Source organism: Chelatococcus reniformis (genome assembly GCF_014640075.1).
Taxonomy (GTDB): domain Bacteria; phylum Pseudomonadota; class Alphaproteobacteria; order Rhizobiales; family Beijerinckiaceae; genus Camelimonas; species Camelimonas reniformis.
The window spans coordinates 107,968-119,616 of the sequence record NZ_BMGG01000002.1 but is presented as its reverse complement, the minus strand read 5'-3'; the positions used below and the strand labels follow the sequence as shown (position 1 = coordinate 119,616).

Sequence of the window (11,649 nt, the reverse complement as noted above, 5' to 3'; positions counted from 1 at the left end):
GCGCCGCCGGCACGTACCGGCGGCGTTTTCATTTTCGTCCGGATGGCTGACGAAAGGGCACCCCCTCCGCCCCGCGCGGGCGTTTCATCGCACGGGACCGAGCACGCCGATGGGGCCCGTCATCATCAGGAGGTTTCGCGCCAGCGGTGCGATGGGCTGGCGATCCGCGACGATGAGGCCGATGGTGCGCTGCGCCTCCGGCTGGACCAATTTGACCGCCCGAGTGCCGATGGGAATGCCGAAGAACTCCAAGAGCTGGCGGGAGACGATGCTGGAGATGCCCAGCAGGCCGGCGTGCGAGCACAGGTTGAAGATCGAATTGGTCTCCATGGCCGGTACCGGCGCCTGGCCGACGGACCGGAAGATGCCGTCGATGATGCGCCGGTTCTGCATGTCGGTGGTCAGCAGGCAGAGCTTCTGCCGCGCTGCCTCCTCCCAGGTGATCTCGTTGCGCTCGGCCAGCGGGCTGTCGTCGCGCATCAGCAGGACGTACGATTCCTGGTAGATGGGCTTGGAGATGACGCCGTCGAGCGGCTCGTTGTCGAGATAGGTCAGGCCGACGTCGAGCTCGAACTGATCGATGCGGGTCTGGATCTCCTGGGAGGTCAGGGACAGCACGGTCAGGGACACCGCGGGAAAGCTCTGCGAGAACGGCGCGGTGATGTGCGCCACCATGGGCAGCGCGGTCGGGATGGCGCCGAGGCGCAGGCGCCCGCTCACGCCCTGGCGCAGTTCGGCGATCGATTGGCGCAGCAGCTCGGCCTCGGCGAGAATGCGGCGGGCATGGGCGACCACCACTTCGCCCTCTTTGGTCAGGCCCTTGAACTGCCGGCCGCGCTCCACGATGAGGACGCCCAGCTCCTCCTCCAGCTGCAGGATGGCGGTCGACAGAGTCGGCTGCGAGATGTGGCAGGCGTCGGCGGCGCGGCGAAAGTGCTTCTCACGCGCCAGCGCGTCCAGATAGATCAGTTGCTTGATGACCATGCGGCTTGGCTTCCCCCGGTCGCGCGCGCATGGCAGGGCCGGGTCGTGAGGCCCGCCTGGCCACGGGTGCCCGACCTCACGATGACGAGCCGCCGGAGGCGTTGAGGTATTGCTCGGCCGTCCGGTGGCAGTCCTCGATGAAGTTGAGGCCCGCCCGGCGCACGATCAGGAAGCCGAGGCCGGCCGAGACGGCCATCCCGAACACCGGGACATAGCGGCCCACCTGCTGGATCAGCGCCGGCCCGCCGGCCGCCTTGAGCAGGGCGACCACGCCGCCGGACGCCAGCGTATGGACCAGGCCGCGGGCTCCGAGCAGCCACGTGGGCGGGTCGCCGAGCACCTTCATCTTGGCGATCTGATCGATGTCGTAGGCCGTCGACACCCGGTTGAGCATGGCCGTGACGTTGGCGATGTCGACCGCCACGTTCATCCCCGGCACCGGGTTGATGCCGTTGGCGGCGGCGATCAGCGAGTGCATGGTGACCATCTCCTCGACCGCCTCGCGCTTCTTCTTCAAAAAGCTGTCGGTGAAGGCCTGGAAGTCGCGGTACACGATCTCGGCCTTGGCCTTGCCCGCCTCTCGCGCGTGATGAACGATGGCCTCGGTGAGCTTGGCGAGGCGCTCCCGGAATTTGGGATAGCGACTGTTCGCGCTCACGAACAGCAGGTCGACGCGGCGCTTGAGCAGGCGCTGGAGATCCTCCGTGATCTCGGCCTCCAGCTCCTCGTCCGACTTCTCCTCGTCGTAGAGGGTGTCGCAATGCGTGCGCACGAAGATGATCGGCTTGCCGGTCTTGGCGATCGTCTCGTGGATGGAGAGGTCCTCTTCCAGAAACTTGCCGCTCGCGCACCACAGAAACATGTCGAATGATTCGACCCCGAACTCAGTCATCACCCGGTCGAGGGTGAACTCGCGGGTGCCGTAGCCGGGCAGGTCGATGAAGATCACCTGGCCCCACTCGTGCCGGTGCGCGGCTTGCGTCTTGTCGGTCGACACTCCGACCTCGCACACCTTGCGACCGACGAGCTTGTTGATCAGGGAGCTCTTGCCCGCGCCGCCCCGCCCCACGAGCGCGATCGTCAGGCGCTCGCGCTCGCGCTCCTCCAGCCGGCGGCGTGCGAACTGTGCAGCCTCGGCGAGGGACACCTGACCGATCAAGGTGCTGTCGACCATCTGAGCCTTCCCCTGTGCCGCCGGACGGCTAACGGCCACGGCGTGTCCCGATCGGGCCGGACGAATGCGCCTCGGACCGGCGTGCTGCCAGGCGCCGTGACGCTCATGATCGCGCTTCTCCTGCCCCGTACAGCATCGCCAAGCCTGTGAGCACATTGCAAGAGCGCTCCTTGGTCAACAGCGCCTCTTGGTAAGGAGCGTCGCAATTCCCAGTGTAAGGGCGGTTGCCCGGTCGGCGGATCATCGCATCCGCCCGGCGAGCTGCGATCGCACCACACCTGCCCAAGGGGCGCGGCCTTGCGCCGGACCCCAGCCAGCCATGGATCTAGGATCATGCCCCTTCCTTACAAGACGGCTCTCATTGTCGGCGCCGGCGCGGGCATAAGCGCCTCGGTTGCGCGGCAGCTGGCCGGGGCCGGCGTCAAGGTCGGCCTGGCGGCGCGAACCACCGCCAAGCTGGCGCCGCTCGCAGCCGACATCGGTGCGGCGACATTCGCCGTCGACGCCGCCGATCCGGTGGCCGTCGAGCGGCTCTTCGATGAGGCCGACGCGCAACTCGGCGAGCCCGATGTGGTGATCTACAATGCCTCCGGCCGCCTGCGCGGCCCCATCGCAGAGCTGGATCCCGCGCAGGTCGCGCAAGCGCTCGCGGTCTCGGCGTTCGGCGGCTTCCTCGTCGTCCAGCAGGCCGCACGGCGCATGATCCCGCGGGAGAGCGGTGCCATTCTGCTCACCGGGGCCTCGGCGAGCGTCAAGGGCTTTGCCCAGTCGGCGCCGTTCGCCATGGGCAAGTTCGCTCTGCGCGGCCTGGCGCAGAGCGCCGCGCGTGAGCTCGGCCCCAAGGGCATCCATGTGGCGCACGTCGTCATCGACGGCGGCGTTCGCAGCGCCGGCCGCCCGGACCCGGCCGAGCGTCCGGACAGCCTGCTCGATCCCGACGCCATCGCTCAGACCTATCTCGACGTGCTGCGGCAGCCGCGCAGCGCCTGGTCGCTGGAGGTCGAGGTCAGGCCGTGGGTCGAGACATTCTGACCAGGACCGCTCACCCCTGCGGCAAGCGGCCGGGGACGAGCCGCACCTTGCGCGGCGCAGCGATCCAGATCGCTGCGGCCGATATGACGCAGCAGGCGATAGCCAGCATGAAGGCAGGGCCATAGCTGCCGGTCACGTCGCGAATGACGCCTGCGACCCACGGGCCGGCGGCGCCGCCGCCGATCAGGGCAACGGTTATGGCGCCGAAGATGGCGCCATAGTGCGGGCCCTCGAAGATCTCGGCGACGATGGGGCCCATGACCGAGGTCAGCGCATAGCCCAGAAATCCCTGCGAGAAGACCATCAGGTACAGCAATGCGACCGACGGCGCGCGCTCGAGGCCGATCAGCGCGGCATAACAGATGGCGAAGCCGCAGCAACCCACGCTCCACACCCACTCCCGGCCGATGCGGTCCGACAGGGCCCCCAGGCCGATCTGACCCGGTATGGCGACGGCGCTGACGATCCCCAGCCCCCAGGCCGCGGCGAATGGCGTGAACCCGACCTCGACGAGATATTGCGTCTGGTGGACCTGAACCGCGTACCAGGCAAACAGCGCGCAAAAGTATCCCAGAACGATCCACCAAAAGCGGCTGGTGCGCATCGCCCGGGCCAGAGTCCATTCGACCGCGGTCCAGGCGGGATCGACGACGTTCGCCATCGTACGGCCCGCATCGGGCGCGGCGCTGCGCGATGCCCCGTCCGGCAGCAGGCCGATATCCTCGGGCCGCCGCCGCACGAACAGATTTAGCGGGCCGACAACCAGGAGCACGAGAAGCCCCATGGCCCAGCACGACGCGCGCCAGCCGTCGCGGCCGATGATCGACTGGAGCCAGGGCAGCAGTACGATGGCCCCGACGCCGACCCCGGAGAAGGCAAGGCTCATGGCCAGGCCGCGGCGGCGCACGAACCAGTGCGGCAGGAACAGCGACTGCGCCGTGAAGCTCATCAAGTTGGCGCCGCCACCGACCAGGACGCCGAGCGTCGCATAGAGCTGCCAAGGCTTCTCGATCGCAGCCGCCGCAAGGAGGCCCGCGGCGAGCAGGCACATGCCGCTCTCGATCACGACGCGCGGCCCGTGTCGGTCCATGAGCCGGCCGACGATGGGGCTCAGGGCTGCGGAGACCAGGAAGCCGAACGAGAATGCGCCGGCCGCAAGGCCGCGATCCCATCCGAACTCGTCGATGAGCGGCGGCAACAGCAGCGAGAAGGCCGTGCGCGCACTCACGCTGATCGCCATCGTCACGAAGGCGATGCCGATGATCACCCAGCCGTAGTAGAACGGCAGGCGCGACGACCAGTGGCGGGAGACGGTCTTGCTGTCGTGCATAGGGGTGCGTCACTCGTCGTCGGAGGCGTGGACGAGCCCCCTCGCGAGGCCGTCACACCCGCCACTCTACGCGGGTGAGCGCGGAACGACCGCTTGAATTCTGCCGGTCAGGGAATTGTCCCGCGGGAGCGACGCAGCTCAAGTGCCGCATCGAGAGGCCATTGACCAAGCGCAAGGCTCAAGCAGCCGTCTCCCGTCCCGACGCCGGCCGCCTCCCTCGCTCAGGTGTGCGGCCTTCACCATGCTCGATCGCCGCTTGCAGCAGCGAGCTCGCCGCCCGCAGAAGCTGAAACTCGTTCAGCGTCTCACATCGGCTTCGCAGATCGGCCAGCGCAGTGCGGTCGAGTTGATCGGTCGTATCGCTGACCTTGACGATCGCCTCCATGATCGCCGCCGCCGGCCCGTCCACCAGGACAACCTCATTCAGATCCATCTCCATCGTCGGCTCCTTCGTTAGGGGCGGACCCCGTGCCCGCGAAGGGCAAGGCCCGCCGTGTCGTGGCCGGCGCCAGCGGAGCGGTGGCGAGTGCCGCCGGAGCGATCGCCAGGGCGGTGGCCGAGGTCGTCGCGCCCCATACCGCTGTGCGCCATCGCGCCTTTGGCTCGTGTCGCAAAACTCATCGTCTCCCCGGATCGCGCCGACCCGCGGTCCCATCGGCGGGCGCGGCGGGAGCAGCTCCTTCCGCCGAGGCGTGACGACCCGGACGCGGCATAGCATGGGCGCCGCCGCCGCGATCCTCATTCCGTCTCATTTCAAGTGCCGCGCCGTCTCCGCCCCAGCGAGCAGCGTCTCGGCCACGCCGACGCCGACCGCACTCAGCGATCGCGCAGCCGCTGCGCATAGGCTGCGAAGTGCTCCTGCAGGTCGACCAGCGGCTGACCCGCGAGCGCGAGCGCCATCCCCTCCCGGCGTGCTTCGCTGGGGGTCATGGCAAAGCGGGCGCGAAAGGCGCGCAGCAGCTGGCTGCTGCTCGAAAATCCGAGGCTCAAGGCGATGTCCGTGATCGGGCGGCGCCGGCCGCGCAGGAGCTCGCGGCACGCCGCATCCAGGCGCCGTTCGCGCACGAGCCTGGCCACGCCGCCCTCGGCGGCGAACATCCGGTAGAGATGCGCGCGCGAGATACGGAAACGGCGCATGAGCTCTGCGGGTCCAAGGCCGGGATCGGCCAGGTGAGCGTCGACGAAGGCCAGCACGTGCCGCCGTAGCACGGGGAGCAGCGCCGGGTCGGCGGCCAAGCCGGGCGGAGCGTGCCGAGCAAGGCCGGACGCGATCAGCTCGATCGCCGCCTCCTCGATGGCGAGGGCATCTTCTCGGTCGAGCTCCGCCGCCATGCTGGACAGGCTGACGATGAAATCGGCGAGCACCTGCGTCATGGGAGACCGCGCATCGAGAACGAGGCCATGCAGACTGCGCCCGCCCGCCGCCTTGTCGACTTGCTGGCGTGGCAACACGACCGTCATCCGCGAGCCGGAGCTGACATGGGTCAGCAGCGGTCGGGCGAGATCCAGAACGAAGATGTCGCCGGGCGCCGCTGCGACCGGCCGGCCATCGCAATCGCCGTGGAGCGAACCGGCGACCAGCAGCTGAACCAGATAGTGATCGAGGCCGCCTTGCGCGATCACGCGGCGGTCGCGGCGATAGCGCTGGGCGTTGAAGCTGGTCCGGCCGATGAGCAGCGAACCGAGCGGGCGCGACCGGACAGAACCCCGCAGCACGGTATCGCGCCCGTCCGGGTGCAGCGTAGTCTCGAAGACGGGCTGGGTGATCGCGCGCCAGACCTCGTTGCGCAGACGGGGCTCCACCCCATCCGTCGTCAGCAGAAGCTCGTCCAACAACCCAGCCCCCCGATCACCCGCCCCCGCGGAGAGGCGACAATATCGGCGATCGATCGAACCAGGGCTAGCTGCGCGACGGCGGCGCGCCACGGGATCTCTTGTTCTGGTCCCGAATGGGGCCGCCGCGAACGGCGGCGCGTCGCCAGGAGCCTCAGCTCGTCTCGCCGGCTCCGGCAAACCAGGGCGGGCGCGGGATCGTCCACTGATCGCCCCAGACCTGGTTGCCACCGTCGACCACCAGGACCTCGCCGGTGATGAACGAGCCAGTGGGACCGGCCAGGTAGGTGACCGCGTCGGCGATGTCGGTGGCGGTCCCGAAACGCTTGACCAGATTGGTGCCCGGCATGTCGCGGCGCGCCTCGTCCGGGTAGACGTTCATGCCTTCGGTGGCGATGATGCCCGGCGCCACGCAATTGATGCGAATGCCGAGCGGCGCCCATTCGATGGCGAGCGTCTTCGACAGATAGATCACGCCCGCTCGCGCCGCGCAGGTGTGGGCGACGCCGGGCATGCCGCGCCAGACCACGGCGACGATGTTGACGACGGAGCCCGTCTGCTCCGCGTCGCGCCAGTGGCGAGCAGCCGCCTGCATCATGTACCAGCTGCCGTTCAGGTTGGTGTCGACGACGGCGTTCCAGCCCTTCACCGAGAAGTCGATGGCGGCCTGCGGGAACTGGCCGCCAGCGTTGTTGACCAGCACGTCGAGGCGGCCGTAACGCGTAAACACCTCATCCATCAGGCGCTCGACCTCGGCGGCATCGCGGATCGACAGTGCGTGGACGAAGGCTTCCGCGCCGAGCGAACGCAGCAGCCGAGCCGTCGCCTCGAGCTTCTCTACCTTGCGCCCGCACAGCACGACGGTGGCGCCGAGCCTGCCGAACTGAGCGGCGATCGCCTTGCCGATGCCGGTGCCCGCACCCGAGACCAGCACCACCTTCCCCCGGAAGAGATCCGGCGCGAAGCTCAGCGGCGTGGTGGCAAGCTGCTCGTCCGTAAGCCCGAACTGCATGGATCCTTCCCTCCGCCGCAGCGGCCTCCCGGCTGGTACACAAGGTTCGCAGCGACGTCTTGTTGAATTTTATTCATTTTGGCTGATGACGGCGAAGCACGCAAGCACCGAAGTGCCAGGTCGACCGATTAACCGGGCCGTTTGCCCCACGCGAGGAGATGCCTGTGCCCGCCAGGGCGTCACCGCCTTCGCCGCAAGCCCACACTTGGGCACCGCGAGGCTGGACGGCCGCGTGCTCGACCTGCCGTGCCTGAAGCACGCGCGGGCGTGCGTTGAACGCGGCGAGCGAACAGGCCGGCGCCTTCCGGGGCGATCGAAACCTCGCCCGAATCAAAGATAATTCTCTCTGTGTTCTCCGCGAGAGAAATTCATCTTCCATTTGCGATAGAATATGAGAACGATATCTGTATAACGGGTCATCACTGCGGTGATATATCAGTTGGCGAAGCATGGCTCCGCCGTCCGTTACTGGGCGCCGCGCGTCCCAGCCAGCGCCGATATCACCAGGGGGAGGCCGTGTCTGATCGTGCCGAGACTGCGACCATTGTGAGCCATCCCCCGGTGTCCTGGACGGCGACCGCCGAGGCGGTCGCGGCAGAGCTGCGCGCGACCGCGGTGGCGCGGGAGGGCGCCGGCGCTGCGCCCATCGCGGAGATCGAGCTGCTGCGGCGGGCAGGCCTCCTCACGCTGCTCAATCCGACCGAGCATGGCGGCGGCGGTGGCCGCTTCGTCGATTCCTTCCGCGTCGTCCGCGCTCTGTCGCAGGCCGACACCAATGTCGGCCAGTTGCTCAGCTATCACTACCTGCTGTCCGCCAGTGCCTTCACCCGGGCCCTGCCCCATCAGCGCGACGCCCTGATCCGGCGGTCGGTTGACGAGCAGTGGTTCTGGGGCGGCGCTTCCAACCCACGCGATGCGATGCCGGTTCTGTTGCGTGACGGCGAGGGCTTCCGCCTCAACGGCCGCAAGACCTTCGCTTCGAATGCAGCCGTCGCTGACCGCATCACCCTGCGCGCGCAGCTCGGCGACAGCATCGTCTTCATCGCGGCTCCCGGCCGGGCCGCCGGCATCACCCACGCCCACGACTGGGACGCCTTCGGGCAGCGCCTGACGGAAAGCGGAAGCGTCGAGTTCCGCGACGTCGCCATCGCCCGCGGCGACGTGCTGGGGCCGCTGCCGCCGCCGCCGGCCAAGGACGTTTCACCGGCAGCCGCGCTGGTGGTGCCGACCCACCAGCTCTACTTCGTCAACTTCTATATAGGCACCGCGGAGGGGGCGCTGGCCGAAGCCAAGGCCTACATCCTCTCCCACGCGCGCCCCTGGCAGAGGTCTGGCGTGGCAGCGGCGCACGAAGATCCCTACGTGCGCGAGCACTACGGCCTGCTCTATGCCGACCTGCGCGCCAGCCTGGCCCTCGCCGACGAGGCCGGCCTTGCGCTGCAGGACGCCCACGACCGAGGTGCGGCATTGACGCAGGGCGAGCGCGATGCGGCGGCGGCGACCGTCTATGCGGCCAAGGTCCACAGCACCCGGATAGCCCTCGACGTGACCTCCCGCATCTTCGAACTCATGGGAGCGCGGTCCGCGGGAGCGGCCTACGGCTTCGACCGGTTCTGGCGCAATATCCGCACGCATACGCTGCACGATCCCGTCGCCTACAAGGCGCGCGAGGTCGCCGAATATGCCTTCACCGGCACCATCGCGCCAAACCCGCTCTACAATTGATCGATTTCGGGCACGCATGGCACAACCGACGCACGGACCGAAACTCCGCCGTTAGCATGACTTTTCATTTTTATCTTATTTTTCGCAACTTTCGTTCGTCCGACTTTCTGTATTGAGACGTCTTTTTTCTTGCGACATCTCGATGCGCTCTTTAGTTTTCCGCTCTTCGACGATTGGAAGCCCACCACATTCCGCCTGCCGACGTCCACGCAAGGAGTCATTCCCAGGATGATCGCAAGACAGCTGCACCTGGGGGCCAATCTGCACGGGCCCGGCGGACACGAAGGGGCCTGGCGCTGGCCATCCGCGGACCCGAACGCCTTCATCAACATCAAGCACTACATTGCCGGCGCGCAGATCGCCGAGAGCGGCCTGTTCGACGTGCTCTTCGTGGGCGACTCGCCGGCGGTGCAGCCGGACCTCGCGGTACAACCGCCGACGACCGGCTTTGAGCCGACGGTGCTGCTGTCGGCCATCGCGACGGCCACCTCCGCGATCGGCCTCATCGCCACCGCCTCGACCACCTACAACGACCCCTACAACCTGGCACGACGCCTGCTGTCCCTCGACGTGATCAGCGACGGGCGGGCGGCCTGGAACGCGGTCACCACCTACAACCCCGCAGCCACGGCTAACTTCGGCGGCTACGAGCTCGATCGGGAGGCCCGCTATCGGCGCGCCGAGGAGTTCGTCGAACTGGTGCGCGCCCTTTGGCAGAGCTGGGAAGACGGGGCCATCGTCGCCGACAAGGCGTCGGGCCGTTACTTGGACACCGCACGGCTTCGCCCGGTGGAGCGGCCTGGGGAGCACTTCTCCGTGCGTGGGCCGCTGACTCTGCCGGGCTCACGGCAGGGTTATCCGGTCATTTTGCAGGCAGGCGGCTCGGATGCCGGACAGCGGCTGGCCGCGAAGAGCGCCGACGTGGTGTTCTCAGCCGCCGTGGAGCTGCCATTGGCGCTCCGGGAAGCCGAGAAAGTGCGCGCGGCAGCACGGCGGCTCGGCCGCGAGCAGGTGCCGCTGATCATGCCCGGGCTCGTCACCATCATCGGCGGCACGGAGCGGGAGGCCATTCAGCGGCGGCAAGCGCTCGATGCGCTCATCGATGGCGAGACCGCGCTCCGCTCGCTCGCCGCCAAGTTGGGCGTGTCGGCGGAGGCGCTGGCCCTCGACGAGCCGGTGCCCGCGACGCTGCTGCCGGCGCTGGACGATGTGAAGGTGCCGCACGGTTTCTTCCAGACCATCGCGCACCTCGTTCGCGAGCGACGCACGGTGCGCGAGATCGCCAGCGCCGCCCAGGGGCGCGGCAATGGCCATCGCGTCATCTGCGGCACGCCCGAGCAGATCGCCGCATCGATCGCGGAGTGGTTCGAGGCGGGCGCCGCGGACGGCTTCAACATCATGCCGGACGTCCAGGCCGACGGTCTGCCGGCGTTCGTCGACATGGTCGTGCCGCTGCTGCAGCGGCGCGGCATCTTCCGCACAGCCTACGCCGGCTCGACCCTGCGCGAGCACCTCGGCATCGGCCGGCCCGCAGCCCGCTCGGCCGCCGCATGACAGCGGCGCGGTCTCGCCCCCGACCAGAGCATTTCTCTGCCATTGGAAGAGGCCATCCACTGGCAGAGGAATGCTCATAGTCTTTTGAATCTTAAGCGCTTTTCAGAGATCGGGTGATTCCACCAATCGCGAAGCGCTCTAGCCACACAAAGGATCAACACCCATGCTCGCCGTCATCGCGCGTGCAAGCCGGCCGTTCCCGGCCGCGATCGCCGCCACCCTTGCCCTGCTCGCACTCCAGCTCTTTGCGGCCATGCAGGCGCACGCCGCCGAGCCGCTGAAAATCGGCACGACGAGCGGTCCGATCGCCGACATCATTCGGCATGCGGCCGCCCGGGCCAAGGAGAAGGGCCTTGCCGTCAAGATCGTCGAGTTCTCCGACTGGGTGACGCCCAACGAGGCACTGCGCAACGGCGACATCGACGCAAACCTCTTCCAGCATGTGCCCTTCCTCAACGCCGCCGTTGCCGCCCGGGGCTACGATTTCAAGCCCGTGGCGCCGACTTACGTTCTGGCCGTGGGCCTCTACTCGAAGAAGATCAAGAAGCTCGACGACGCCAGGAGCGGCTCGACCGTCGCCATCGCCAGCGATCCCGTCAACGGCGCCCGCGGCCTGCTGCTGTTCGAGAAGGCCGGCCTGATCAAGCTGCGCGACGGCGCGGGCGAGAAGGCGACCGTGACCGACATCGTCGCCAATCCCAAGAAGCTCAAGTTCATCGAGGTCGAGGCGCCGCAGCTGCCGCGCGTGCTCGACGACGTGGAACTCGCTCAGGTCAGCATCAGCTATCTCATCGCGGCGGGCGGGGACCCGGATGCGGCGTTGATCACCGACGGCTTCGGCGATGCACGCTACGCGCTGCAATTCGTCGCCAAGACCGCTCATGCGGACGATCCGCGGCTGAAGGACTTCATCGCCATCTATCGATCACCCGAGGTGAAAGACTATATCGTCAAGACCTACGGCCGCTACCTCGTGCCCGTATGGTAACGGCGAGTGCCAAGCGG

At 67.9% G+C, this 11,649-nt stretch carries 10 protein-coding genes; 4 read left to right on the top strand and 6 right to left on the bottom strand.

Translation table 11 applies throughout. The features are described 5' to 3' along the window. Window positions 1-84: 84 nt before the first annotated feature. Together IEW34_RS05165 and IEW34_RS05160 are read right to left on the bottom strand one after the other, a co-directional pair. On the bottom strand, window positions 85-984 hold the full coding sequence (locus tag IEW34_RS05165; protein WP_188608097.1) for a LysR family transcriptional regulator: 900 nt from the start codon (window positions 982-984) through the stop codon (window positions 85-87). A gap of 76 nt (window positions 985-1,060) precedes the next feature. Next, complete coding sequence (locus IEW34_RS05160; protein ID WP_188608096.1) at window positions 1,061-2,158, bottom strand: GTPase; 1,098 nt, start codon at window positions 2,156-2,158, stop codon at window positions 1,061-1,063. A 330-nt stretch (window positions 2,159-2,488) separates the two neighbouring features. Here IEW34_RS05160 and IEW34_RS05155 point away from each other — a divergent pair, with 330 nt between their 5' ends. Next, window positions 2,489-3,190, top strand: a complete 702-nt coding sequence (locus IEW34_RS05155) for an SDR family NAD(P)-dependent oxidoreductase (protein ID WP_188608638.1) — start codon at window positions 2,489-2,491, stop codon at window positions 3,188-3,190. 10 nt (window positions 3,191-3,200) lie between these two features. Here the strand turns inward: IEW34_RS05155 and IEW34_RS05150 are convergent, their stop codons facing one another. The 4 genes from IEW34_RS05150 to IEW34_RS05135 form a co-directional block, all read right to left on the bottom strand. Then, window positions 3,201-4,520: an MFS transporter gene (locus IEW34_RS05150; protein ID WP_188608095.1), complete on the bottom strand. Its 1,320-nt coding sequence runs from the start codon at window positions 4,518-4,520 to the stop codon at window positions 3,201-3,203. A 178-nt stretch (window positions 4,521-4,698) separates the two neighbouring features. Beyond that, window positions 4,699-4,959 carry a hypothetical protein gene (locus tag IEW34_RS05145; protein WP_188608094.1) on the bottom strand — a complete coding sequence of 87 codons (261 nt, stop codon included), beginning with the start codon at window positions 4,957-4,959 and terminating at the stop codon, window positions 4,699-4,701. 377 nt (window positions 4,960-5,336) lie between these two features. Then, on the bottom strand, window positions 5,337-6,533 hold the full coding sequence (locus IEW34_RS05140; protein ID WP_188608093.1) for an AraC-like ligand-binding domain-containing protein: 1,197 nt from the start codon (window positions 6,531-6,533) through the stop codon (window positions 5,337-5,339). Continuing rightward, the gene (locus tag IEW34_RS05135) at window positions 6,508-7,365 is read right to left on the bottom strand and encodes an SDR family oxidoreductase (RefSeq protein ID WP_188608092.1); all 858 of its coding nucleotides are present in this window, start codon (window positions 7,363-7,365) and stop codon (window positions 6,508-6,510) included. The genes IEW34_RS05140 and IEW34_RS05135 overlap by 26 nt, the downstream gene beginning before the upstream one ends. Window positions 7,366-7,881: 516 nt before the next feature. Between IEW34_RS05135 and IEW34_RS05130 the strand changes: the two genes are divergently transcribed. The 3 genes from IEW34_RS05130 to IEW34_RS05120 all read left to right on the top strand — a co-directional run bounded on the left by IEW34_RS05130 (window position 7,882) and on the right by IEW34_RS05120 (window position 11,632). After that, window positions 7,882-9,090 (top strand): acyl-CoA dehydrogenase family protein, encoded by a 1,209-nt coding sequence (locus IEW34_RS05130; RefSeq protein ID WP_188608091.1) that lies wholly within the window; start codon window positions 7,882-7,884, stop codon window positions 9,088-9,090. Window positions 9,091-9,318: 228 nt separating this feature from the next. After that, window positions 9,319-10,644, top strand: a complete 1,326-nt coding sequence (locus IEW34_RS05125; protein ID WP_188608090.1) for an NtaA/DmoA family FMN-dependent monooxygenase — start codon at window positions 9,319-9,321, stop codon at window positions 10,642-10,644. A 163-nt stretch (window positions 10,645-10,807) separates the two neighbouring features. Beyond that, window positions 10,808-11,632: a MetQ/NlpA family ABC transporter substrate-binding protein gene (locus IEW34_RS05120; protein ID WP_188608089.1), complete on the top strand. Its 825-nt coding sequence runs from the start codon at window positions 10,808-10,810 to the stop codon at window positions 11,630-11,632. The last annotated feature ends 17 nt before the right edge of the window (window positions 11,633-11,649 follow it).

Excerpts from the sequence above, each read along its gene's own strand:
- IEW34_RS05160 (WP_188608096.1), bottom strand. The coding sequence starts at position 2,158 with ATGGTCGACAGCACCTTGATCGGTCAGGTGTCCCTCGCCGAGGCTGCA.
- IEW34_RS05165 (WP_188608097.1), bottom strand. The coding sequence starts at position 984 with ATGGTCATCAAGCAACTGATCTATCTGGACGCGCTGGCGCGTGAGAAG.
- IEW34_RS05135 (WP_188608092.1), bottom strand. The coding sequence starts at position 7,365 with ATGCAGTTCGGGCTTACGGACGAGCAGCTTGCCACCACGCCGCTGAGC.
- IEW34_RS05145 (WP_188608094.1), bottom strand. The coding sequence starts at position 4,959 with ATGGAGATGGATCTGAATGAGGTTGTCCTGGTGGACGGGCCGGCGGCG.
- IEW34_RS05150 (WP_188608095.1), bottom strand. The coding sequence starts at position 4,520 with ATGCACGACAGCAAGACCGTCTCCCGCCACTGGTCGTCGCGCCTGCCG.
- IEW34_RS05125 (WP_188608090.1), top strand. The coding sequence starts at position 9,319 with ATGATCGCAAGACAGCTGCACCTGGGGGCCAATCTGCACGGGCCCGGC.
- IEW34_RS05120 (WP_188608089.1), top strand. The coding sequence starts at position 10,808 with ATGCTCGCCGTCATCGCGCGTGCAAGCCGGCCGTTCCCGGCCGCGATC.